The organism is Gordonia sp. w5E2 (assembly GCF_036540975.1).
In the GTDB taxonomy this organism is placed as follows: Bacteria; Actinomycetota; Actinomycetes; order Mycobacteriales; family Mycobacteriaceae; genus Gordonia; species Gordonia jacobaea.
In genome coordinates this window covers 2,989,543-3,013,029 of sequence record NZ_CP144213.1, presented here as the reverse complement: position 1 = coordinate 3,013,029, position 23,487 = coordinate 2,989,543, and the positions used below count along the sequence as shown (strand labels likewise).

At 66.2% G+C, this 23,487-nt stretch carries 20 protein-coding genes; 10 read left to right on the top strand and 10 right to left on the bottom strand.

Annotation, left to right across the window (positions count from 1 at the left end; translation table 11 throughout):
* Positions 1-178: 178 nt before the first annotated feature.
* Entirely contained in the window at positions 179-1,732 is a 1,554-nt protein-coding gene (locus RND64_RS13510) for a leucyl aminopeptidase (protein WP_049698273.1), read from the bottom strand.
* A 291-nt stretch (positions 1,733-2,023) separates the two neighbouring features.
* Between RND64_RS13510 and gcvT the strand changes: the two genes are divergently transcribed.
* Together gcvT and RND64_RS13500 are read left to right on the top strand one after the other, a co-directional pair.
* The gene (gcvT, locus tag RND64_RS13505) at positions 2,024-3,133 is read left to right on the top strand and encodes a glycine cleavage system aminomethyltransferase GcvT (RefSeq protein WP_049698271.1); all 1,110 of its coding nucleotides are present in this window, start codon (positions 2,024-2,026) and stop codon (positions 3,131-3,133) included.
* 239 nt (positions 3,134-3,372) lie between these two features.
* Entirely contained in the window at positions 3,373-4,479 is a 1,107-nt protein-coding gene (locus RND64_RS13500) for a branched-chain amino acid aminotransferase (RefSeq protein ID WP_049698270.1), read from the top strand.
* Positions 4,480-4,587: 108 nt separating this feature from the next.
* Here RND64_RS13500 and RND64_RS13495 read toward each other — a convergent pair whose 3' ends face one another.
* The 3 genes from RND64_RS13495 to RND64_RS13485 are packed head-to-tail and all read right to left on the bottom strand — an operon-like array spanning position 4,588 to position 7,871.
* Positions 4,588-5,373 (bottom strand): adenosylcobinamide-GDP ribazoletransferase, encoded by a 786-nt coding sequence (locus RND64_RS13495; protein ID WP_049698269.1) that lies wholly within the window; start codon positions 5,371-5,373, stop codon positions 4,588-4,590.
* Positions 5,374-5,392: 19 nt separating this feature from the next.
* Complete coding sequence (gene cobT, locus RND64_RS13490; RefSeq protein ID WP_049698268.1) at positions 5,393-7,180, bottom strand: nicotinate-nucleotide--dimethylbenzimidazole phosphoribosyltransferase; 1,788 nt, start codon at positions 7,178-7,180, stop codon at positions 5,393-5,395.
* 7 nt (positions 7,181-7,187) lie between these two features.
* Positions 7,188-7,871, bottom strand: coding sequence for a DUF3043 domain-containing protein (locus tag RND64_RS13485; protein WP_049698267.1), 684 nt, complete (start codon positions 7,869-7,871; stop codon positions 7,188-7,190).
* Between the two features lie 145 nt (positions 7,872-8,016).
* Here RND64_RS13485 and RND64_RS13480 point away from each other — a divergent pair, with 145 nt between their 5' ends.
* The 3 genes from RND64_RS13480 to RND64_RS13470 all read left to right on the top strand — a co-directional run bounded on the left by RND64_RS13480 (position 8,017) and on the right by RND64_RS13470 (position 10,806).
* Complete coding sequence (locus tag RND64_RS13480) at positions 8,017-9,087, top strand: glycerate kinase family protein (RefSeq protein ID WP_049698266.1); 1,071 nt, start codon at positions 8,017-8,019, stop codon at positions 9,085-9,087.
* Between the two features lie 212 nt (positions 9,088-9,299).
* Positions 9,300-9,659, top strand: a complete 360-nt coding sequence (locus RND64_RS13475) for a HesB/IscA family protein (RefSeq protein ID WP_005209017.1) — start codon at positions 9,300-9,302, stop codon at positions 9,657-9,659.
* Between the two features lie 175 nt (positions 9,660-9,834).
* Positions 9,835-10,806: a carbohydrate kinase family protein gene (locus RND64_RS13470; protein WP_200903225.1), complete on the top strand. Its 972-nt coding sequence runs from the start codon at positions 9,835-9,837 to the stop codon at positions 10,804-10,806.
* Between the two features lie 228 nt (positions 10,807-11,034).
* Here the strand turns inward: RND64_RS13470 and asnB are convergent, their stop codons facing one another.
* Positions 11,035-12,960, bottom strand: a complete 1,926-nt coding sequence (gene asnB, locus RND64_RS13465) for an asparagine synthase (glutamine-hydrolyzing) (RefSeq protein ID WP_049698590.1) — start codon at positions 12,958-12,960, stop codon at positions 11,035-11,037.
* Positions 12,961-13,376: 416 nt separating this feature from the next.
* Between asnB and ctaC the strand changes: the two genes are divergently transcribed.
* Genes ctaC through RND64_RS13450 form a run of 3 tightly spaced genes read left to right on the top strand, consistent with a single transcriptional unit; the run spans position 13,377 to position 15,478 of the window.
* Positions 13,377-14,474 carry an aa3-type cytochrome oxidase subunit II gene (gene ctaC, locus RND64_RS13460; protein ID WP_049698589.1) on the top strand — a complete coding sequence of 366 codons (1,098 nt, stop codon included), beginning with the start codon at positions 13,377-13,379 and terminating at the stop codon, positions 14,472-14,474.
* Entirely contained in the window at positions 14,471-14,887 is a 417-nt protein-coding gene (locus tag RND64_RS13455) for a cytochrome c oxidase subunit 4 (RefSeq protein WP_049698264.1), read from the top strand. Before ctaC ends, RND64_RS13455 begins: the two co-directional genes overlap by 4 nt.
* 39 nt (positions 14,888-14,926) lie before the next feature.
* A complete protein-coding gene (locus RND64_RS13450) occupies positions 14,927-15,478 on the top strand; it encodes a GNAT family N-acetyltransferase (RefSeq protein ID WP_049698263.1) in 552 nt (183 codons plus the stop codon).
* Positions 15,479-15,518: 40 nt separating this feature from the next.
* Here the strand turns inward: RND64_RS13450 and RND64_RS13445 are convergent, their stop codons facing one another.
* The 5 genes from RND64_RS13445 to ctaE all read right to left on the bottom strand — a co-directional run bounded on the left by RND64_RS13445 (position 15,519) and on the right by ctaE (position 21,642).
* Positions 15,519-17,027, bottom strand: a complete 1,509-nt coding sequence (locus RND64_RS13445) for a bifunctional phosphatase PAP2/diacylglycerol kinase family protein (protein WP_049698262.1) — start codon at positions 17,025-17,027, stop codon at positions 15,519-15,521.
* A gap of 144 nt (positions 17,028-17,171) precedes the next feature.
* On the bottom strand, positions 17,172-18,785 hold the full coding sequence (gene qcrB, locus RND64_RS13440; RefSeq protein WP_049698261.1) for a cytochrome bc1 complex cytochrome b subunit: 1,614 nt from the start codon (positions 18,783-18,785) through the stop codon (positions 17,172-17,174).
* Entirely contained in the window at positions 18,782-19,942 is a 1,161-nt protein-coding gene (qcrA, locus tag RND64_RS13435; protein WP_049698260.1) for a cytochrome bc1 complex Rieske iron-sulfur subunit, read from the bottom strand. Before qcrA ends, qcrB begins: the two co-directional genes overlap by 4 nt.
* Entirely contained in the window at positions 19,939-20,907 is a 969-nt protein-coding gene (gene qcrC, locus RND64_RS13430) for a cytochrome bc1 complex diheme cytochrome c subunit (protein WP_049698259.1), read from the bottom strand. Before qcrC ends, qcrA begins: the two co-directional genes overlap by 4 nt.
* Positions 20,908-21,027: 120 nt before the next feature.
* Positions 21,028-21,642, bottom strand: a complete 615-nt coding sequence (ctaE, locus tag RND64_RS13425) for an aa3-type cytochrome oxidase subunit III (protein WP_174273044.1) — start codon at positions 21,640-21,642, stop codon at positions 21,028-21,030.
* Between the two features lie 159 nt (positions 21,643-21,801).
* Between ctaE and RND64_RS13420 the strand changes: the two genes are divergently transcribed.
* Together RND64_RS13420 and trpD are read left to right on the top strand one after the other, a co-directional pair.
* Positions 21,802-22,314, top strand: coding sequence for a hypothetical protein (locus tag RND64_RS13420; protein ID WP_049698258.1), 513 nt, complete (start codon positions 21,802-21,804; stop codon positions 22,312-22,314).
* 105 nt (positions 22,315-22,419) lie between these two features.
* A complete protein-coding gene (gene trpD / locus RND64_RS13415) occupies positions 22,420-23,484 on the top strand; it encodes an anthranilate phosphoribosyltransferase (RefSeq protein WP_049698588.1) in 1,065 nt (354 codons plus the stop codon).
* Positions 23,485-23,487: the final 3 nt, after the last annotated feature.

Genomic DNA, 23,487 nt, shown 5'->3' with positions numbered 1-23,487 from the left:
GACGTATGTGTCTGGGTTATGTGTGGTCTGTCGCGGTGGTGTGTGCGCCTCCGAGACACGGGCGTCGGCGGGTGGCCGATGCCCACGCGCTAAACCCTACCCGCCACCGGCCCGCGCCATGTGGCGTGTCGACGCAACTGCGTTGGCGAGTCGGGGATGGTGGCGGATAGGGGTGCGCTCAGCCGTTCTCGGCGATGTCTTCGATCACGCGCGCGATGGTGCGGACCGGAACGCCGGTTCCGCCCTTGGGGGTGTAACCCCACGGCGCTCCGGAGTTGAAAGCCGGTCCGGCGACGTCGATGTGGGCCCACTGCACGCCGTCGGCGACGAACTCCTTGAGGAACAGGCCCGCGGCGAGCATGCCGCCGTTGCGGTGATTGGTGACGTTGGCGAGATCGGCGACTCGCGACTTCAGATCTGCGCGCAACTCGGCGGCAAGCGGCATCGGCCACGCGTTCTCGCCCACCTCTTGCGAGAGCTCGGCGACGCGGTCGCGGAACTCCTCGGTGCCCATGACACCCGGCGTGCGCGCCCCGAGCGCGACCATCTGGGCGCCGGTGAGCGTCGCGGTGTCGATGAGGTAGTCGGGGTCGTCCTCGCATGCGCGCACGATCGCGTCGGCAAGAACAAGGCGACCCTCGGCGTCGGTGTTCAAGACCTCGACCGTGGTTCCGCCATATTGCGTGAGTACGTCGCCGGGGCGCTGGGCGGTGCCCGACGGCATGTTCTCGGCCATCGGCACGGTGGCGGTGACCGAGACGTCGACGTCGAGACGAGCGGCGAGGATGGTGGCCGCGATGACGGCGGCGGCACCACCCATGTCGGAGGTCATGTGGTCCATGTTGGCTGCGGGTTTGATCGAGATGCCGCCGGTGTCGAAGGTGATGCCCTTGCCGACGAGCGCCACCTTCTTGGCGTCCTTCTTTCCCGTGTGCGTCAGCCGGACCAGTCGCGGCAGGCGTGAACTGCCCTTGCCGACGCCGATGATCCCGCCGTACCCGCCCTTCTCCAGCTCGGTGTCGTCGAGGATCTCGACCTTCAGGCCGACTTTGCTACCGAGGTAGCGGGCGCGCTCGGCGAACTCCTCCGGATAGAGGTGGCTCGGCGGGGTGTTCACGAAGTCGCGGGCGATCGCGGTGGCATCGGCGACGGAGACGGCGTGCTCGAGCTGCGCGGTCGCAGCTTTGCCGGTGTTCTCCACGAGCAGGCGCACCGAGGTCGGCGGAGTCTTCGTGGGAAGCGTTTTGGCAGAACGGAATTCGTCGAACCGATAGGCGCCGAGGAAGAAGCCCTCGGCTACGGGCTCGATGCCTCCCGCCGCGAGAGTGGTGGCGACCTGCTCGTGACCGTTCAGTGCTCGAGCCACGATGCCCGCGGCTTGGCGAAGCTTCTCGGGATTCTCGACGTCGTCGGACGAGCCGAGGCCGACGGCCACCACGGCGTCGACGCCGAGCGACTCGGGGGCGGGAACGGTCGAGACATCCCCGTGTGCGCCGCTGGCACCGACCGCGACGAGCGCGTCGCTGATGGCCGACGCCTGCGCGTCGTCGAGGAGTCCGTCGCCGATGAACAGGGTGGGCGCCGCGTCGGAGTCCGTTTTCGTGGAGTCCTCGGGTTCAGAACTCTCGGGTGACACGAGCCCGATGACGAGTACCTCGTCGTTCTTGTCGAGGGAGGTTGCCAGTTGGATCTTGGGACCGCGTGTCCGGTCGACGCTCTCGTTCTTACTCACCCGCTCAACTCTGCCACGTCATTCCGCGGACCGACACGATCTCCGCCGAGCGGGTCCGACACCGGCAACGTTGCCTACGGTGACCCGGTGAGCGTGAGTTCGAAGAGGCGCGCCTGGCCGTCCGCGACGGCAACGTCGTGACGACAGTGGGCGGCGCCGAAGCGCAGGGGATCACGGTCGACCACTTCGATCTGCGGACGGTCGAGGGCGTGCAGGGCTACGGCGTCCCCTGAGTCGGCCGCTGTGTCGTGCGAGGTGCGCGGGCTCGACGTCGATCGGTAATCTGCCCGCATGACCGAATTGCTCGCCGGACCCATCGCCGACCGCCACTACGCACTCGGTGCCACCTTCGCCGAATTCGGTGGATGGCACATGCCCGTCTCGTATGCAGGCACCGTCGCAGAACACAACGCCGTCCGCGAGGCCGTCGGGATCTTCGATGTCAGTCATCTCGGCAAGGCGCTCGTGAAGGGTTCTGGCGCAGCAGATTTCGTCAACTCGACGCTCACGAACGACCTGGGGAAGATCCACGCCGGCAAGGCGCAGTACACCCTGTGCTGCAACGAGTCCGGGGGAGTGGTCGACGACCTCATCGCCTACCTCGTCTCCGACGACGAAGTGTTCCTGGTTCCCAACGCCGCGAACACCGCGAAGGTCGTCGCCGCGTTGCAGGCGGTCGCGCCCGACGGTATCGAGATCACCGACGCGCATCGTGACTATGCCGTCTTCGCCGTCCAGGGACCGAAGAGTCCGGATGTGCTTGCCGCCGTTGGCCTTCCGACCGACATGGAGTACATGGCGTACGCGGATGCCGACCTCGAGACCGACGACGCGTCGTATCCGGTGCGAGTATGCCGTACCGGATACACCGGCGAGCGGGGGTACGAGATCCTCCCGCGATGGAGCGATGCCGGGCCGGTCTTCGACGCGCTGCTGACCGAGGTGACCAACGCCGGGGGCCAGCCCGCCGGACTCGGTGCTCGCGACACCCTGCGCACCGAGATGGGCTACGCGCTGCATGGTCACGAACTCACCGAGCAGATCACGCCCAACCAGGCACGCAGTGGATGGGCGGTCGGGTGGGACAAGCCGACGTTCTTCGGTCGCGACGCCCTCGTGGCGGAGAAGGAGGCCGGACCTGCCCGACGCCTCTACGGACTCAAGGCCACGGGCCGCGGCGTTCCGCGCGCGGGACTGACGGTGCTTGCCGGTCCGGGTGGCGAGACCGTCGGCGAGACGACGTCCGGGACGTTCTCTCCGACCCTCAAGCAGGGCATCGCGCTCGCACTGATCGACACGGCGTCGGGCATCAAGAAGGGTGCGGAGGTCGTGATCGACGTCCGCGGGCGTGAGCTGACCTGCGAGGTGGTGATCCCGCCGTTCGTCGAGTCGCATGTGTGATCTCGACAAGCTCGATCAGCGGTGGGGCGGCTCGATCAGCGGGTGGGCGTCTCGATCAGCGGTGGGGCGTCTCGATCGGCGGGTGATCTCGACAAGCTCGATCAGCGGTGGGGCGTCTCGATCAGCGAAGGCGGCGTCTCGATCAGCGAAGGCAGGGTCTCGATCGGCGGGTGGGGCCGTCTTGATCAGCGTGGGTGGTCGGTGAGGGTAGGTTTTCTTCGCGGCGTTACCATAGGCCAATGACCTTGCAGTTCACCCGTACCGAGCATCCCCATCCGGTGTCGGAATCCCGTCGGGCGGAGATCCTCTCCGCTCCAGGATTCGGCAAGTACTTCACCGACAACATGGTGCTGGTGGACTACGACATAGATCGCGGTTGGCACAGTGCGAAGGTCACGCCATACGGACCGATCGCGCTCGATCCGTCGGCGATGGTTCTGCATTACGGACAGGAAGTCTTCGAGGGTCTGAAGGCGTATCGGCAGCCCGACGGCTCGATCGCCGCGTTCCGTCCGGAGGCCAACGCACTGCGGCTGCAGCGTTCCGCTGAACGCCTCGCGATGCCGCCTCTGCCCGTCGACGACTTCATCGAATCGCTGCGGGCACTGCTGGCTGCCGACAACGCATGGGTTCCGCCCGCCGGCGGTGAGGAATCGCTGTACCTGCGCCCGTTCATGTTCGCCTCGCAGGCGGGGCTGGGAGTCAACGCGCCGTCGTCGCAGTACGTCTATTCGGTGATCGGCTCGCCCGCAGGCGCCTACTTCTCCGGCGGGATCAAGCCGGTCAGCGTGTGGCTGTCGACCGAATATGTGCGCGCGGCACCCGGTGGTACCGGCGCTGCGAAGTGCGGCGGCAACTACGCCGCGGCCTTCCTCGCGCAGGCGCAGGCCACCGCACAGGGCTGCGACCAGGTGGTCTGGCTCGACGCCGTGGAGCGTCGCTTCATCGAGGAGATGGGCGGCATGAACCTGTTCTTCGTGTTCGGCTCGGGAGCCGACGCGCGGCTGGTGACTCCGGAACTGTCGGGTTCGTTGCTGCCGGGTATCACGCGTGAATCGCTGCTCACCCTTGCGATCGACGCCGGGTTCTCCGTCGAGGAACGACGCATCTCCACCGAGGAACTCCGCAAGGGTGTCACGTCGGGCGACATCACCGAGGTCTTCGCTTGCGGCACAGCCGCGGTCATCACACCGGTCGGCCACGTGAAGAGCGAGACCGACGACTACACGATCGGCAACGGCACCACGGGTGAGGTCACCCAGGCGCTTCGCGACACACTCACCGGCATTCAGCGCGGTACATTCGCCGACACCCACGGGTGGATGACGACGCTGTATCCGGCCTGATCCGAATCCCCTGATCCAGACGTCCGACGGGTCCCCGACGCTCCGGCCTCGGGGGCCCGCGGCGTATCCGGGTCAGAATCGTCGGAGTCTGTAGTCAGCTAGCGGCACTCAGATCAGTAGTCCCACAAGGGCTATGGCCGTCGACAGCTCGATCACCGCGCCGAGCACGTCGCCGTTGATCCCACCCATACGGCGCGCGCAGTGTCGGGTGAACAACCACGCGAAGCCGAGCACGATCACGGCTGTGACGGCCGCACCCAACGCCGATCCGACGTCGAACACGTTGGGCGACAACGATTGCCAACCGCCCGCGACCACCATCGCGACGATCGCCAACACCGACCACACGACGATTGATGCCCGTTGGGTACCCGCGACGAGTGCGCCGAACCCGGTGGAGCGTGCCGGCGGTAGTGACCGTCGACAGGCGATCACGGCGGCCACGCGCCCGACGAAAACCGCCGCGGCAATGGCCGGCCATCGCGAATCACCGGTCAGCGCAGCGAATCCCGCTGTGTCGACGATCATCACCGCCGCAATGGTCGCCACCCCGAACGGTCCCGCTGATCCGCTGCGCATGACCTCGGCGACCCGTTCGGGTGGACCGTAGCATCCGAGGCCGTCCGCGGTGTCGGCCAAGCCGTCGAGATGCATGCCCCGTGTCCCCACACCGAGGACGACGACGAGCAGGATGCCGATCAGGGTGGTGGGGAGGTCGGTCAGACTCAACGCCCACGCAAGGACCGCGACAAGAGTGCCGAGGGCGAGGCCGACAACCGGAACCGCGGCGATCGCCGCGGCGCCGAATCGTCGATCAAAAGTGTTGTTGCGCAACGGGATAGGCACGACGGTCAGCCATGAGAACGCGCCCGCGAGAGCGTCGACCGGCGACATCCTGCCGCCCACGCCCGGGTCAGACCCCCGCGTCGCTGGTGGTCAGGGCCGCCGACGAGTCGGCATCGCTGATCCCTGCCTCGTCGAACGTCGACATGCCTCGCAGAATCTCCACGGACGAGGAGACGACGGGTAGCGCCATCAGCGCACCGCTGCCTTCGCCTAGGCGCATCCGCAGCTCGAGGATGGGCTCGAGGTCGAGGTGTTCGAGCGCGAAGGTGTGCGCGGGTTCGACCGACCGGTGACCGGCAACCCACCAGCTCACGGCGCCGGGCGCCAGTTCGGCCGCGACGAGCGCCGCCGCCGTGACCACCACACCGTCGAGTATCACCGGTGTGCGACGCACGGCGGCCTGTGCCAGGAACCCGGCCATCGCGGCGATGTCGGCGCCGCCGACAGCAGCCACGAGTGCGAGGGGATCGTGGATGTAGCGTCGTCCGCGCCGCATGCCGTCGCGGATGGCCGCAGTCTTCCGCATCCAGCCGAGGTCGTCGATGCCGGTGCCGCGGCCGACTACTTCGACCGGCTCGTGGCGGGTCAGGGTACCGACGAGAATCGCTGCGGGAGTGGTGTTTCCGATGCCCATCTCACCCGCGATGAGAAGGTCTGCACCAGAGTCAACCAAGTCGTCGACGATGGCACGTCCTGCGGCGATGGACGCGCGAGCCTCGGCGATGGTCAACGCATCGGTGACGCGGAGGTCGCCGCTGCCGCGTCGAACCTTGTAGCGCGAGACCTCGGGTGGGGTGTCGGCGTCGACCGACATGTCGACGACGTGCAACGTCGCGCCGCTCTGGCGGGCGAGGACGTTGACCGCTGCGCCTCCCGAGGCGATGTTCGCGACCATCTGCGCGGTCACCTCGGGCGGGTACGCGGAGACACCGGCCTGCGCGACGCCGTGATCGCCCGCGAACACCACCACGTTCGCCTGCTCGATCGAGCGGGGCGGACACTCGCCCTGACACGCGGCGATCCATGCGCTGAGGTCTTCGAGCCTGCCGAGCGAACCAGCGGGCTTGGTCAAGGTGAGCTGACGGTCGCGCGCGGCCTGCGCGACGGACTCGTCCGGACGGTCGATGTGGTCGAAAACCTCGGCATCGGTCGCGACGACTTCGTGAGGCTCCGACATGCTGCCGGACGCTGCCGGTGCGGTGTGCGGAGCCGCCGGTTCAGTAGCGGCTGCAGTAACGGCCGCCGCCGGTGCGACGTCGGGTGCCGCCGGTTTCTGTGGTGACCTTTGCTGCTGTGCCGTCTGCGCCTCCGGGGCCGGGAAGTCGGCGGGGAGTTCGACGACGCGGCCGGCTACGACGAGCAGGACGCGGTCGCAGACGGCTGCGACGGCCGAATTCAGGGCACCGAGTTCGTCCTGGAACGTGCGGCCGACGGCGGTCGAGGGGACCGGTGCCAGCCCGACCTCGGGGCTGATGATGACGAGGTCCGCGGTGACGGCACTGATCGCCGCGCACAATTGCTTCGTGCGATCGGAGCGGTCGATCGGCGATTCCCAGCCGTTGGTGGCGTCGATGTCGGCGGCCAACCAGTTGCCGAGGTCGTCGACCAGTGTGGCGACGTCGGGCGTGGTCGACAGTTCGGTGGTGAGATCGGTCGTCTCGACGGTCGTGTATCGCTCGTCGCGGCGTCGTCGATGTTCCTCGACTCGCGCGACCCACTCCGCATCGGAGGTCAGCGTCGGCCCGGTTGCGATGTAGCGGACCTCGGTGTGCTCGGCGAGCAGTGCCTCGCCCACCCCCGATTTGCCCGACCGCACGCCCCCGAGCACCAGTGTGCGGGTGCCCCTCGTGGTCATCGTCGGATCAGACCTCGTCGCCCGCAGAGACCTGTGGCTTGGGTGCGCGCATGCGGCGGAGCTGCATGGCGCGGGTGAATGCGTACCAACCGAGGCGGAAGCCGGTGTCGTCGGTGTCGGGGAAGCGCTCGCGAACGCGCTTGTTGACCAGCCTGCCCAGGATCACGGCATCGATGGCCATCAGGACCACGAACGCCAGCAACACGAAGTTCGCGTACGCGGCGATCGACGGAAGGAACATCACCACGATCAGCACCACCGCGAACGGCATGAACAGGCCGGCGAAGTTGCGTCGCGAATCGACGAGATCGCGGGCGTAGCGCCGGACAGGACCCTTGTCGCGGGGCATCAGATAGCGCTCGTCGCCCGCCATCATCTTCTCGCGCTGCTCTGCGCGCTGGTTGCGGCGTTCATCGCTGAGTTTGCGACGATCCTCACGCGACATCGAGCTCTTGAGCTGCTTCTTCCGGGCGCGTGCCTCGGCGCGGGTGGTCGGCGGAGGTGCGACCGGGCCACGACGACGGCCTTCGGCCTCACGACGCGACGGTGTCGGGCGCCCCTTGCCCGCTGTGTATGCGCTGCCTTTGGTCTCGGAGGTGGTCTCGGCTTCGTCGACGGTCGTCGTCGCTTTGTCGAGTGACACCGTGCCCTCGTCGGCGGTGTCGTCGTCCTTGTTCCATGGCAGTCTCACGCCTTCGAGGGTAGGTGATCTAGCGCTGCCGCGGTTCGCCGACCTCCCTATACTTCCCGGGCATGGGCCCGAGCAGTCACGTGTGGGAGACAACCGCGCGCACCTGCGTCGACGCCAGGGTGTCGAGCGAACAGAGGTGGGGCGAATGCGGGTCCTGATAGCGCCGGATTCGTTCGGCGACACGCTGACGGCGGTCGAGGCCGCGAACGCCATCGGCGAGGGATGGTCGGCGGGCCGACCGGACGACGAGATCACGCTCGCGCCGCAGTCCGACGGGGGACCGGGATTCGTCGACGTCCTCGCCGCGCGTTTCGGGCGCACCGTGACCGAGCGCGTCGTCGGTCCGCTCGGTGCCGCGGTCACGGCGCGATGGCTGCTCGACGACAGGGACTCCGAGAGGCTCGTCGCCTACATTGAGTGTGCGCAGGCGTGCGGTCTGCACCAACTCGGTGGTGGGCCGACGCCGCGCACCGCCCAGTCGGCCGACACGTACGGGGTCGGCCTGCTCGTCGACGCCGCGTTGAAGGCCGGAGCACGCGAGGTGGTCGTAGGTCTCGGCGGGAGTGCCACCACCGACGGCGGCCACGGGTTGATCGACGCCCTGGGCGGGTCGGCGAAGGCTGCGGAGCGTTTCGCCGACGTCGCGCTGATCGCGGCGTCCGACGTCGAGAATCCCCTGCTGGGACCGCTGGGTGCCGCATCCGTGTTCGGTCCGCAAAAGGGTGCCGACGCCGAGACCGTCGGCCGTCTCGAGGAGCGACTCACGCAGTGGTCGCGAGTGCTGGCATCGATTGCTGGTCGTGACGTCAGTGGTGAGCCGGGAGCCGGAGCCGCCGGTGGGCTCGGGGCGGCATTGCTCGCACTGGGCGCACGCCGGGTGTCCGGTGCGACGATCGTCGGCGAGGCCACCGATCAGGCCGCGGAGATCGCGCGCACCGATCTCGTGCTGACCGGCGAGGGGAAGTTCGATTCCCAGACGCTGCGCGGAAAAGTCGTGTCGGCGCTGAACGCCGCGGCGACCGAGGTTGGTGCGCCGACCGTCGTCTTCGCGGGTCAGGTGGCGTTGACCCCGGACGAGATCGCCGAGGCCGGGATCGCCGGTGCCCACTCGATCGTCGAACAGGCGGGATCGGTCGAACTCGCGATGAGCGACGCGCGCAACCAACTCACCGCTCTCGCTGCCCGCGCCGCGGCATCGTGGCTCCCGACCGGGTGAGAAAACCTGCGGTTGACGGCACGCAGATATGTGCACACTCCGGGAATACGCACATAGGGGGTACCGTTGACAACAGACGAACAAAAGGCCTGCATCGTCAGCCGACGCGTTCGAGTCGCTGCCACAGCGCGGCGTACATCAGAGCTGTGTGACACATGGCAGCACGACCGAGGCCGAGCACCAACGGCACCATCACAGTACGAGGAGCATCGATGACCGTTCAGAACGAATCCGGAACCGCCACCACCACCGGCGTCATCCTGACCGACGCTGCAGCCGCCAAGGCCAAGGCGCTGCTCGACCAAGAGGGCCGCGACGACCTCGCGCTGCGTATCGCCGTGCAGCCCGGTGGCTGCGCAGGCCTGCGCTACCAGCTCTTCTTCGACGACCGCTCGCTCGACGGCGACCTCACCGCAGACTTCGGTGGCGTGAAGCTGGCTGTCGACCGGATGAGCTCGCCGTACGTGCAGGGCGCGACGATCGACTTCGTCGACACCATCGAGAAGCAGGGTTTCACGATCGACAACCCGAACGCGACGGGTAGCTGCGCCTGCGGCGACTCGTTCAACTGATACGTCGGCGCACCAGATTTTCTGACCGCACCTCGGCCATGCCGGGGTGCGGTCAGTCATTTCCGGGGCTTTCGGTAGCGTGTGATGCGGTTCATGGTCGGCTCGTGCGGCGGGCCGGTAAAGGCGCTGACACGCGCAGCGGTCATCACAAAACGCTGAGAGGCTGGGGGAGTACGTGGCAATCGTTGTATGTGGTTCCATCGCGACAGATCATCTGATGAAGTTTCCGGGGAAGTTTTCGGAGCAGATCCTCGCCGATCATCTCGAGCACATCTCGCTCAGCTTCCTGGTGGAAGATCTCGTGGTCCGACGTGGCGGCGTCGCGGGCAACATCACGTACGCGATGGGCGAGCTGGGGCAGTCGCCGGTGCTCGTCGGTTCGGTTGGCTCGGACTTTCACGACTATCGTCAGTGGCTCGAGGCGCACGGCGTCGACTGCCGTGGCGTGCGCATCTCCGAGACACAGCACACTGCTCGCTTCATGTGCACCACTGACCAGACGATGGCGCAGCTCGCGACGTTCTACGCGGGAGCGATGAGTGAGGCGCGCGAGATCGATCTCGGTGAGGTCGTCGAACGCGTCGGTGCACCGGAGATCGTGCTGATCGGCGCCGACGATCCCGCAGCGATGCTGCGGCACACCAAGGAATGTCGACGCCTCGGCATCCCGTTCGCCGCCGACCCGTCGCAGCAGCTCGCGCGACTCGACGGCGAGCAGGCGCGGGAGCTGATCGATGGTGCCGCCTACCTGTTCACCAACGAGTACGAGTGGGGTCTCCTGCGTCAGAAGACCGGGCTGTCGGAGGCGCAGGTCGCCGAGCTGATCGGCGTGCGCGTCACCACACTCGGTGCCGGCGGCGTCGAGATCATCGACCGCGAGGGCACGCGCACGCGCGTCGACGTCGTGCCGGAGACGGAGAAGGTCGACCCGACCGGCGTCGGCGACGGCTTCCGCGCGGGATTCCTTTCGTCGCTGTCCGCAGGCCTCGGATTCGAGCGCGCCGCACAGGTCGGCTCGATGGTTGCCGTGCTGGTCCTCGAAACCGTGTCGACGCAGGATTGGTCGTGGGACCGCGACTCCGCGCTCAGTCGCATCGAGGGCGCGTACGGCCCCGCCGCCGCGAAGGAGATCGCCGCAGCGATCTGAGCGCGGCCGCGCGGCGGGTGGTTTCGACGGACGGCTGCTCGCTGCGCTCGCGGCCTGCTCAACCAGCGGTGGGGGCGGCTGCTCGAGCCACCTCCGCTGATCGAGCCACCTCCGCTGATCGAGCTTGTCGAGATCACTTCAGCCAACGCCGGCTCAACAGTGGGGGTGGGGTGGTTTCGACTACGGCTGCTCGCTGCGCTCGCGGCCTGCTCAACCAGCGGTTGGGATCTACAGCCGCACGGGGTAGCTGTGGTCGGTGATGTCGGGTACGAGGGTCTTCTCGACGAAGATCGCGTGCCAGATCATGAACATCAGGAGCGTCCAGAGGCGTCGGCTGTTGTCGACGGTGCCCGCGCGGTGCTCGTCGAGCATGTCGAGGATCGGCTGCTTGTTCAGCAGGTACTCGGTCTGCGACTTCTCGATCGTCTCGCGTGCCCAGTCGTACATCTCCGGCCCGGCGAGCCAGTGGCGGATGGGGACGGGGAAACCGAGCTTCTTGCGATGCAGCACGTGCGGCGGAACGATCTGCTCGAGTGCCTTGCGTAGCGCGTATTTGGTGGTGCCGTGGCTGATCTTCTCGTCGAACGGCAGCGCCTCGGCGACCTTGAACACCTCGTTGTCCAAGAACGGCACTCGCAGTTCCAATGAATTGGCCATCGTCATCTTGTCGGCCTTGACCAGGATGTCGCCGCGCAGCCACGTGTAGAGATCGATGTGCTGCATCCGTGCCACAGGGTCCCAGCCATCGCTGCGCGCGTAGATCGGTTCGGTGACGTCGGTGTGAGTCCACTCGGGTCGGTAGTCGCGCAGCACCGCGCGCAGCCGGGCGTCGTCGAAGCTGCGTGCGTTGCCGTAGTAGCGCTCCTCGAGGGTCAGCGACCCGCGATGCAGCAAGCTCTTGCCGCGGGTCCCCTCGGGGATGCGGTCGGAGACCTTGCCCGCGAGGCGTCGAAGAGTGGAGGGCAGGCGGTCGAACCCCTTCAACGAGAGAGGCTCCTTGTAGATGGTGTAGCCGCCGAAGAGTTCGTCGGCGCCCTCGCCCGAGAGCACCACCTTCACGTGTTCGCGGGCGGTCTGCGCGACGAAGTACAGCGGGACGAGCGCGGGGTCGGCGACCGGATCGTCGAGGTACCAGATGATCTCCGGGATCGCGGCGATGTACTCCTCGGGGGTGACCGTCCGCACGATGTGCCTGGCGCCGATGGCTGCCGCGGACTCCGCCGCGACGTCGGCCTCCGAATAGCCTTCACGCTCGAACGCCGCGGTGAAGGTGATCAGGTCGGGGTTGTGCTGGATCGCGAGCGCCGCGATGGCCGTCGAATCGATACCGCCGGACAGGAACGACCCGACGGTGACGTCGGCGCGCATGTGCTTGGCGACGGAGTCGGAGAGGACGTCGGCGATCTCGTCGTAGCGCTTCTGACGTGTGGCGTCGGTGAAGGGACGGACCGAGAACTGCGGGCTGAAGTAGCGGGTGACCGACGGCGCGCTGCCGGGACGGACCGTCGCGTACGAACCCGATTCGAGACGGCGGATCGACGAGTGCAGCGACTCGGGCTCCGGAACGTACTGCAGCACGACGTAGTGCTCGAGAGCGCGCTCGTCGAGAGTGTCGGGCAGGCCGAGGCGTCCGATCAGCTCCAGGAGGCTCTTCTTCTCGCTGCCGAACGCGGTGCCGCCGGGTCCGGTCGCGATGAACATCGGCTTGATGCCGAACGGATCGCGGGCCAGGAACAGTGAGCGCGTCTCGGTGTCCCAGATGGCGAAGGCGAACATGCCACGAAGACGTCGGACCGCGTCGGGTCCCCAGTGATGGAAGGCCGCGACGATCGCCTCACCGTCGCCCTCGGTGCGGAACGTCGCGCCCTCGTCAGCGGCGAGTTGCGCGCGGATCTCCAGGTAGTTGTAGATCTCGCCGTTGAAGACGAGGGCGTACCTGTCGGGGTTCTCCGGCGGTCCCCACCGAAGTGGCTGATGCGAATGATCGATGTCGATGATCGACAGTCGATTGAAGCCGAGCACGATGTCGGCGTCATTCCACGTGCCGGGCTCGTCCGGGCCGCGGTGGCGCATGCAGTGCGAGGCGTTGGCGACGAGATCGACGGCATCAGTCGCCGTCTCATCGGAGGTCAGCAGACCGAGCAAGCCACACACCAGTAAAGCCTCTTTCGACGCGGGGACGATGGTCGGCGATGACGTCATCGCCGCGGTCACGAGTATGCCGTATGCGGGGTGGGCGCGACCCCTCGGATAGGGCTCGCGGGTCGTCGAAACACGCGGTCGGGAGGGTATTACCTGGGCCGGGAAACGATTTCGACGCGCGAAGTCACCCCAACCGAAAAAGTTCCCGCGAGTTGGTCTACGCTGCGTAGTACATGGCGCGAAGGCTGCGCTTCGGTGCCCGCTGCACGGTGAGAGTTGCCTGCGGGTCCGATGTCGCCGACCGTGTCATTGCAGGTCAGGTGGGATGCGACTCGGACGTCGGATCGACGGTTCCGAGCTGGCAGGAAGGCGTGAAATTGGCACACGGTGAACGGCCCCGCGTACGGCGTGTCGCGTCGACGTCGCGGATGGCCAACCGGGTCGGCCTCAAGCGGGTCGGAGCTGTCGCGGCGCTTGGCGTCGGCGCACTGTTGATGTCGGGTTGCGACGGGAGAACCGCGATGCGGTTCGGCTGGCCGCATGGCGTGACCCCCGAGGCCAAGGACATGGGCGACCTGTGGAGCTGGTCGGTCATCGCCGCACTCGTGATGGGCATCATCGTCTGGGCGCTGATCTTCTGGACGATCACCTTCCACCGCTACAAGCCCGGCAAGGGCAAAGACGAGTTCCCTCGTCAGACTGCGTACAACGTGCCGCTCGAGTTGGCATATACGGCCATCCCGTTCGTGATCATCGCGGTGCTCTTCTACTTCACGGTCATCGTGCAGACCAACGTCGAGAAGAAGACCGACGACTCGAAGGTCGTCGTCGATGTCACCGCGTTCCAGTGGAACTGGAAGTTCGGCTACCGCGACGTCACGTTCGACGACGGCACCAAGTACAACGGCTTCGTCCGCGACGGAAACCCGTTCGATCTCGAGACCGAGAACACGCGTGAGATCCACGGCGGCGAGACCATCGAGCTGCCCGGTCCCGACGGCGGCCGCAGCAACGACGTGCGCGACTACCTGAAGTTCAACCAGATCGAGACTGTCGGATCGTCTGCGACCATCCCGGTGCTGGTGCTCCCGACAACCAAGCGGATCGAGTTCGACCTCGCCTCGGCCGACGTCATCCACTCGTTCTGGGTTCCGGAGTTCCTCTTCAAGCGCGACGTCATGCCGTTCCCGAAGCAGAACCACACCGACAACCGCTTCCAGATCTCCTCGATCGACCGTGAAGGCGCCTTTGTCGGACGCTGCGCCGAGATGTGCGGCACGTACCACTCGATGATGAACTTCGAGGTTCGTGCAGTGTCGCCACAGGACTTCGACGCGTACATCAAGTACCGGCAGGAGAACCCCGGCAAGACGAACGCGCAAGCGCTGCAGCACATCTGCCAGCAGCCCGAGTCGGTTGTGACGGTTCCGTTCGATACGCGTCGGGCGACTGACGGGTCCGTCGGAGCGTCCGGTGACGCCGGCAACACGAAGATTGCGAACTGCACGATCGGAGCACTCCAGTGAAAATCGAAGCGAGACTCTTCGAACTGCTCACGCTCTTCTTCGCAGGTTGCGGTGTCGTCTACACCGTGCTGACCGCACTCACCAATAACGGCGTCGAATGGGTCGGTGTCACCGGCATGTTCTTCAGCGCCGGACTGACGCTGATCGCCGGTACCTACTTCCGGTTCGTCTCACGACGCGTCGAGATCCGTCCCGAGGACTACGAGGACGCCGAGATCGAGGACGGCGCCGGCGAACTCGGCTTCTTCAGCCCGGGCTCGTGGTGGCCGATCGTGATCGCCGGGTGCGCAGCGCTGTTTGCCGTCGCATTCGCCACCGGCAACCTCTGGCTCGCGATCTTCGCGGCGGCGTGCATCATCGGTGGTGCTGCCGGAATGGTCTTCGAGTACATCGTCGGACCCGAGAAGCACTGACATAGCAGCCCTTTCACGCTGGACAACCCTTCGCATCCCATGACAGCCGCATCCGACCACCGGGTGCGGCTTTGTCATACCGCGCACCTCGAGCCGGGACGAATGCCCCAGTTGATGCGCCTGCTCGACGCCGCGTTCGACGGTGACTTCGACGACACCGACCTCGACCACGCGCTCGGCGGAATGCACGCACTCATCGTCGACGAATCCGACGAACTCATCGGCCACGCGGCCGTCGTCGCCCGGTCGGTCCTCGTCGACGACCAACCACGACGATGCGGCTACGTCGAGGCCGTCGCCGTCTCGCCAACACATCAACGTGAGGGGCTGGGAGGTGCGCTGATGGCTGCCATCGAGGACGTCATCGACAACGCCTACGACCTGGGCGCACTCGGCGCGTCGGACGCGGGCATGCGCTTGTACGAGTCGCGGGGCTGGATTCCGTGGGTCGGCACGCTCGGTGTGCTCAGCCCGGACGGATGGGCGCCGACCCCCGACGACGAAGGCGCTGTCCTGGTTCGCAACATAGGAGGACTCGATTCAGCCGTCGCCCGGCTCTCCTGCGATTGGAGAGCCGGCGACGTCTGGTGATCCTGCGGTTGAGCGCTTGGTCCGGTGCTGCGACCAGAGCTCAGTCGTCGCCGACGATGCTGTGGCCGTAGACCTTCAGCGTCCGGTATTCAGCGCGAAAACGGGCGGATGTATACGACTCGCCGACCTCGCCGTCGTGGGCGATGGTGGTGGGTTCGGCTGTGGTGAAGGTGAACTCGGGTACCTGCATCTCGTGGTACAGCTTCGATCGCTGTAGGAGCCCTGTCACGAGGCTTCCCAGTACTCGCAGCGTCGCCAACCGCTTGCCGGCCTCGAGGAAGCGGACGTCGAGCAGCCCGTCGTCGAGCCGCTCGCGTCGTGCCGGTGCAAACCCTGCCGAACCGTACATCGACGTCCCCACCAGGAACAGCGATGTCTTGACGGTCTTACCGTCGATGGTGATCTCGACCGGTGTGGAGTGTCGTGCGACCTGGAGCATCGCCAGTGCACTGGCAGCACCCTTGCCCACGCGGTGCTCCCATTTGGTCCTGGCGCGTACGTAATGGGGGTATGCACCGATGCTCGCCGTGTTGAGGATGAGCCGTTCCTCGTTGAGTGTCGCCGCGTCGACCGAGGTGGTGACGCCTGCCCGTATCTTGGCGAGCGCCGCGTCGACGGTGTCGCACCCGATGTCGCGTGCGAAGTGGTTGAACGTGCCACCGGGGAAGACGGCGAGCGGGAGGTCCGCGGCGTGCGCTGCCGCTGCGACGGTGGCCACCGTGCCGTCTCCGCCACAGACCCCGAGCGCGGTGGCCCGTCGGGCCGCGTCATCGGCGACCGACGCGTAGTCGTCGTCCGGCCCGAGTTCGATGATCTCGGCGCCCGGAAGCTCTGTCCGGACGGCCGCAAGGACCTTCTCGCTGTTGCCGTCTCCCGACGCCGGGTTTCCGAGGACCACGAGACCCGAACCGTCGACGGGTAGCGGTGCGGCCTCGGTGGTGGGTGCGGGAACCGCGATGTTGTGCGGGATGATCGGCGGAGCGATCTTGCCGCCCAGCGTGGCGACGGCGGCGCCGATCCCGAACCCGATGAACACGTCGCCCGGATAGTGCGCTCCGGTCGCGACGCGGGACAATCCGACAAGGCCTGCGAGCGCAGACATCACCAGGCCCAGTGGCGGCGACTCGAGCGCCACGCCGACGGAAAAGGCTGCGGCGCTTGCTGAATGGCCCGACGGCAGCGAATTCGACGTCGGCTGGTGCGCCGCCCGCCGCACCAATGGCACGACCGACGGTGAGGGTCGCTTGCGTTGCCGGATTCGTTTCGCGCCCTGGTTGGTGACGAGACTGGACACTGCGAGCGATGCCAGGCCACGGACCGCGGCTCGCTGCCAGCGAGGGCGCCCACTGAGTATGAGTCCGGCTCCGATGCCCATCCACAGCTTCGAATAGTCGGCTGCCGCGGTGAGTTTGGGCATTGTCTCATCGAGCAACGGGCTCGGTGAACGAGCGATCGCCTGGAAGAGGTTGGCGTCGAGTGTGCCGAGCTCCTTCGTCAGCTGATGTAGTGGGTCTTTGTCGCGATGTCCGATGTGTCGCACTCGTGTCATCGTTCAACCGTAGCGGTCGGCGGGGGAGGGGAGTGCTTGTCCCACAACAACACACGGCCCACATCACACACGGCCCACAACAACACACGGCTGCCGTCGCGGAGTGCGACGGCAGCCGTGTGTGACTGCTGATTCGAGAGCCGGTCAGTCGAGCGGGTTGCCGCCCTTGGCCTGCAGCTCGCGCAGGGCATCGATTTCTTCGCGTTCCTGCTCGTGCTCGAACTCGACGTTGCGCTTCTGCTGCTCGGGCGGGTCGGCCACCATGATCGAACCGGTGCCGGGTGCACCCGACGACCCGAGTTTGTTCATCCGTTTCGGGACCGCGGCACCCTCGTACGGCAGCGGGATCGCGTGACCGTGATCGTCGACCGGGCCGAGCGGCTGGTGGATCTCGATGTACTCGCCCTGAGGCAGACGCTTGATGATGCCTGTCTCGATGCCGTGCTCGAGGACCGCGCGGTCGCTGCGCTGCAGGCCGATGGCCCAGCGGTAGGCGATGAAGTAGGCGATCGGCGGCACGATGATCAGACCGATGCGACCCATCCACGTCGTCGCGTTGAGCGAGATGTGGAACTTCAAAGCGATGATGTCGTTCATACAGCTCAACGTCAGGATGATGTAGAACGAGAACGCCATCGCGCCGATGCCCGTGCGCACGGGGGTGTCACGCGGACGCTGCAGCAGGTTGTGATGGGCGTCGTCGCCGGTGAACTTCTTCTCGATCCACGGGTAGGCGAACATCACAGCGAACATGATCGTGATGATCACGACGACCCAGAAGATCGCGGGAATCGTGTAGTTACCGAGGTACAGCTCCCACGCAGGCATCAGACGGGCCAAGCCGTCGGTCCACATCATGTAGATGTCGGGCTGAGAACCGGCCGACACGTGTGCGGGGTTGTACGGACCGATCACCCACACCGGGTTGATCTGGAAGATGCCGGCCATGATCGCGAGGATGCCCGCGGTGAAAGCGAACATCGCTCCACCCTTGGCGGCGAACACCGGCAGGATTCGGACACCGACGACGTTCTTCTCGGTGCGTCCCGGGCCGGGGAACTGGGTGTGCTTCTGGTACCACACCAGCGCCAGGTGGGCACCGATCAGCGCGAGGATGATGCCCGGGAACAGCAGGATGTGCAGCACGTAGAGGCGCGGGATGATGATGTCGCCGGGGAACTGCCCACCGAAGAGCGCCCAGTGGATCCAGGTACCGACCAGCGGGATTCCCAGCACGATGCCGCTCATCGCGGCGCGGACGCCCGTGCCCGAGAGCAGGTCGTCGGGCAGTGAGTAGCCGAAGAAGCCCTCGAACATGGCCAGGACCAGCAGCAGGCAGCCGATGATCCAGTTGGCCTCACGCGGGCGACGGAACGCGCCGGTGAAGAAGATGCGGGCCATGTGGATGATGATCGACGCCGCGAACAGCAGTGCTGCCCAGTGGTGGATCTGACGGACGAACAGACCGCCGCGCACCTCGAAGGAGATGTTCAGGGTGGTCTCGTATGCGCGCGTCATCATCACGCCGTTGAGCGGCTGATATGCGCCGTGGTAGGTGACCTCGGCCATCGACGGGTCGAAGAAGAAGGTCAGGTACACACCGGAGATCAGCAGGATGACGAAGCTGTAGAGCGCGACCTCACCGAGCATGAACGACCAGTGTGTCGGGAACACCTTGTTGATCTGGCGCCGCATTCCTGCGGCGAGGTGGTACCGGGAATCGACCTCTTCGGCCTGCTTCGCGAGACGATTGCTCATGACTTGCGCTCCCAGAATGCGGGTCCGACGGGTTCGATGAAGTCGCCTGCGGCAACCATGTACCCCTGATCATTGACCGTCAGCGGCAGCTGCGCCAGAGCACGCGCGGCCGGACCGAATACCGGCTTGGCGTACTCGAGCGCGTCGAACTGCGACTGATGGCACGGGCAGAGGATGCGGTTGGTCCGCTGCTCGTACAGCGAGGTCGGGCAACCGAGGTGGCTGCAGACCTTGGTGTAGGCGAAGTAGTCGCCGTAGTTGAAGCTCTCCTGGCCCTTGCGCTTGATCGACCGGGCTGCGTCCTCGGGGCGCAGGCGGATCAGCATGACGGGGTTGGAGACGTAGCGCAGACCCCAGATCAGCTTCTCGCGCGACTCCTCGGTCTCGCCGTAGCCGTCGGAGACGCGCCACGGGAACACGGTCTCCATGCCGCCGGCGTCGAGGTCCTCGGGCCGCACCAGGGCGACCTGGTGCGGGTTACCGGTGTCGCGACGAAGGAAGACGGTCTCGTTGGGCTGCGATTTGGGGTTGTAGATCGGTGACCAACCGGTGTGCCACAGCGGTGCGTCCTCGCGCTTGGCCCACGGATTCTTGATGAATCCACCCAGGCCTGCGACGACGCCGGTGAGTGCGAGCGCACCGAAAGCGAACAGCCCGGAGCCGATCAGCATCTTGCGACGGCCGAGTGTCGACTTCGTTCCCGAGTCGACGAGTTCGGCGACGATGGTCTTCTTGTCGACCTCGGTCGATCCCGGACCGTCGTGACGGTCCTGAACCGCGATCTCGGACGGGATGAACTTCTTCGTGATCAGGACGAGGGCCACACCGATCGACAGGATCGACAGACCGAACGTCACACCCAGCAACGGTGTGTTGAGGGTGTAGCGCCAGTAGTCGGAGGTCCCCGGCAGCGCGAACTCCCAGTGGTTCCACAGGAAGATCACGAAGCAGGCCAGCGCGGAGATGCCCGCGATGACCAGCCAGATGGCGATCTGTCGTTCTGCGCGCTTCTCGGCCTTCGTGCCGGGCTCGGGAAATCGCTCACCCCGATGGATGATCTCGACGCCGTCGAGGTTGGTACCGAGCTTGACCAGGTCATCGTTGGTCATCTGGTCAAGCTCATCGGCGGACGGCGTGTCCTTGTCCGTGGTGCTCATGTTCGTGATCCCATCCACATCGCGGCGGCGACGACCGCCACAACTCCGACAAACCACATCACCATGCCCTCACTGACCGGGCCGAAGCCGCCGAGGCTCAGACCGCCCTGGGGCTTGGATTCGGTGACGTACTTGATGAAGCCGATGATGTCCTTCTTCTCGTCCAGCGACAGCTGGCGATTGGAGAACTTCGGCATGTTCTGCGGTCCGGTGAGCATCGCCGTGTAGATCTGCTGTTCCTTGACGTGGTCGAGCGTCGGCGCGTACTTACCCGACGACAGCGCACCGCCACGTCCGGTGAAGTTGTGGCATGACGCGCAGTTCAGACGGAACAGTTCGCTACCGCGACCGAGGTTCTCGCCACGCAGCGACTCCTGGGCGACGACCGGCAGGACGACTTCCTTCATCGAACCGTCGGCCTGGCGCTGCATGACCTTCTCGGTCTTGCGGGTGCCGTCCGGGTTCTTCTCGAACAGCGGGCGAGGGCCGCCACCCTGCGACTGGATGTAGGCGCCGAGCTGATCGATCTGTGCGGTGTCGAACTTCGGTGGCTTGCGCTGGGCCTGAGCCTCACCGCGCGCGGCGGGCATGCGGCCGGTCGAAACCTGGAAGTAGACAGCCGCGTCGCCGACACCGATCAGGGATGGGCCGCGGTCGGCCACACCCTGCAGATTGGCACCGTGGCAGGTGATGCACGAGCTCTCGTAGAGCTTCTTGCCGTCCTGGATCAGCGCGGCGTCGCTGGTGTCCGCGACGGCGACCTGAGGCTTGGGGGACAGCAACGACGCGAGCACGCCTGCCATCATCAGGCCGGCGAGCAGTAGCAAAGCGCCACTGGCGCGGCGGCGCAGCTTACGACGCGAGCGGGACTTCTTCGCGGCGCTCGGCTTTGTGCTCGAGGTGACTGTGTCGACCTGACCGACGTCGGAAGGGCTATCCGACGGTCGCGGTGGAGATGAACTCATCGTGGTCTCTCTACTAGCGGACGGACTTCTCAGCTGTTGGCGGGAACGCGGTTCCGAGGAGCCACTCTCGCCTCATGTCTCAGTTATTCGTTGCGATCGGTGTCATCGGATGAAGGGCAGTCATCGGATGAAGTAGATGGTGACGAACAGGGCGATCCACACGATGTCGACGAAGTGCCAGTAGTAGGACACGACGATCGCAGCAGTCGCCTGGTTCGGAGTGAACTTGGCGAGCTTGGTGCGGACCAACAGGAAGATGAAGGCGACGAGACCACCGATCACGTGCAGGCCGTGGAAGCCGGTCGCCATGTAGAAGACCGAGCCGTAGGCGCTCGACGAGAGGGTCGTGCCCTCCGCGACCAGGTGGTAGTACTCGTAGGCCTGGCCGCAGACGAAGAAGGCGCCCATCACGAACGTGAGGATGTACCAGCGACGCAACCCGAAGACGTCGCCTCGCTCGGCGGCGAACACGCCCATCTGGCAGGTCACCGACGACAAGATGAGGACGGTGGTGACCGGGATGGCCAATTTCAGGTTCAGTTCGGTGGGCTCCGGCGGCCAGCCGGCAGGGCCGGCATTGGCGCGTGCGACGAAATACATCGCAAAAAGTCCAGCGAAGAACATCAGCTCACTGGACAGCCACACAATCGTGCCGACACTCACCATGTTGGGGCGGTTGAGCGAGTGCACGCGCGAGGTGATGGCTGTTCCCGAGGTACCTACAGCGCTAGTCACAGATTGAAGTATGACGGTTCGTAGTACGCCCTGACCACTCGGGTCGGATATTCGTGGGAACTATTTCTCTTCCCGCTGGTAGGCGCCGGTCGGAGGTGCCTTTCGGCGTGTCAGGGTACCGGTGGACCGAGCGGTGAGCGCCGTGCTTTGCTCAACTCCATGGGTACCTCCGACCACGACGATCCAGGGTCGCGGCACGACGGCCGACAGTTCGACCTCAACGGCAGGCCGATGGTGCCGCGCCGCTGGGAAACGTTGCGGCGAGCGATGATCGGCGGTCGAGCCGCGCCTCGCGACGTGCTGACGGTGACCGACCGCGACGTCGTCGTGGTCGGTGAGTCCGACGACGAGGCGGCGTCGAGCTCGTCGATCCTCGACGCCTCGACGTTGCGTCCGGCCGATCAGGCAGTCGTGCGGCACGTGCTGGCGCTTCCGGACGATGGTGTCGAGGCCGCGGTTGGCCTGGCCGCGCTCGACGAGTACGAGGCGATACCCGTCGATGTCGTGGCCGATCGGTTCGCGATCCCGGAGGGGCTGGCACCTGTGGTTCTGGCGCGCGTGCAGCTCGTCGACGCACTGCACTTGTCGCAGGAGCGCTCACGAATGGCGAGCCTGGCGTCGAGGCACTCAGGTGTCGCGGTGGGGTGGCAGATCGTCCAGCGGCCGCGATGAATCGCCGCGCCGCGCGCGCAGAGATCACCGCGTCGCGCGCGCGTGGCACATCGTGCGGTACGACCGCGAGCAGATCGTGTGCGCAGGTCAACTAAGGTGCATGGGGTGAGCAGCGAGCAGAGCTACACCTGGCCGCAGATCCTCGGATCCGTCACCGACGGAATCGACCTGACCGTCGACCAGGCGCGATGGGCGATGGACGAGGTCATGACCGACAGCGCGACGTCGGCGCAGATCGCCGCATTCGGCGTCGGCGTGAAGATGAAGGGCGCAGCGCCTGCCGAACTCGCAGGCCTGTCGCAGGCGATGCTCGACCACGCCACCCTCGTCGACACCGACCGTGCGGCGATCGACATCGTCGGAACGGGAGGCGACCGCTCGCACACCGTGAACATCTCGACGATGACGTCGATCGTCGTCGCCGCGGCTGGCGTGCCCGTGGTCAAGCATGGCAATCGGGCTGCGTCGTCGAAGAGTGGCGGTGCCGACGTGTTGGAGGCCCTGGGCGTGACGATCTCGCTCGGTGCCGCGGAAGTCGCCGCGTGTATCGATAAGATCGGCATCGGATTCTGCTTCGCCCCGGTGTTTCACCCTGCGTTCCGGTTCACCGCTCCCGCACGACAGCAGATCGGCATCCCGACTGTGTTCAATGTGCTCGGCCCGCTGACGAACCCGGCGAACCCGCGCGCGGGATTGATCGGGTGCGCGTTCGGCGATCTCGCGCCTGTTCTCGCGCGTGCGTTCGCCGAGCGGGGCAGTTCTGTCCTTGTGGTGCGCGGCGATGACGGTCTGGACGAACTCACGACGACCACGACGTCGTCTGTGTGGCAGGTGGTCGACGGCACCGTCACCGAATTGACGATCGATCCGCGTGATCTGGGAATCGACTACGTCGACCTCTCGGCGCTGCAGGGCGGAGATGCGACGGTGAACGCCGCCATCGCGCGGGAACTGCTGTCGGGAAAGTCCGGCCCGGTGCGCGACGCTGTGCTCCTCAACGCTGCGGGTGCACTCGTCGCCAACGAGCAGACGTCCGCGACCGACAACGCGGGACTCACCGCGGCGTTCGCGGCGGCGACCGAGCGCGCCGCGGAGTCGATCGATTCGGGCGCAGCCGCGCGGCTGCTCGACCGGTGGGCCCAGGTCAGCGGAGAGCTCGCCAACAAGTAGGCC

Bases quoted from the DNA above. Each gene is read 5' to 3' on its own strand.
- gcvT (WP_049698271.1), top strand. From the start codon at position 2,024: ATGACCGAATTGCTCGCCGGACCCATCGCCGACCGCCACTACGCACTC.
- RND64_RS13500 (WP_049698270.1), top strand. From the start codon at position 3,373: ATGACCTTGCAGTTCACCCGTACCGAGCATCCCCATCCGGTGTCGGAA.
- RND64_RS13495 (WP_049698269.1), bottom strand. From the start codon at position 5,373: ATGTCGCCGGTCGACGCTCTCGCGGGCGCGTTCTCATGGCTGACCGTC.
- cobT (WP_049698268.1), bottom strand. From the start codon at position 7,180: ATGACCACGAGGGGCACCCGCACACTGGTGCTCGGGGGCGTGCGGTCG.
- RND64_RS13480 (WP_049698266.1), top strand. From the start codon at position 8,017: ATGCGGGTCCTGATAGCGCCGGATTCGTTCGGCGACACGCTGACGGCG.
- RND64_RS13475 (WP_005209017.1), top strand. From the start codon at position 9,300: ATGACCGTTCAGAACGAATCCGGAACCGCCACCACCACCGGCGTCATC.
- ctaC (WP_049698589.1), top strand. From the start codon at position 13,377: ATGGCCAACCGGGTCGGCCTCAAGCGGGTCGGAGCTGTCGCGGCGCTT.
- RND64_RS13450 (WP_049698263.1), top strand. From the start codon at position 14,927: ATGACAGCCGCATCCGACCACCGGGTGCGGCTTTGTCATACCGCGCAC.
- RND64_RS13445 (WP_049698262.1), bottom strand. From the start codon at position 17,027: ATGACACGAGTGCGACACATCGGACATCGCGACAAAGACCCACTACAT.
- qcrB (WP_049698261.1), bottom strand. From the start codon at position 18,785: ATGAGCAATCGTCTCGCGAAGCAGGCCGAAGAGGTCGATTCCCGGTAC.
- qcrA (WP_049698260.1), bottom strand. From the start codon at position 19,942: ATGAGCACCACGGACAAGGACACGCCGTCCGCCGATGAGCTTGACCAG.
- qcrC (WP_049698259.1), bottom strand. From the start codon at position 20,907: ATGAGTTCATCTCCACCGCGACCGTCGGATAGCCCTTCCGACGTCGGT.
- RND64_RS13420 (WP_049698258.1), top strand. From the start codon at position 21,802: ATGGGTACCTCCGACCACGACGATCCAGGGTCGCGGCACGACGGCCGA.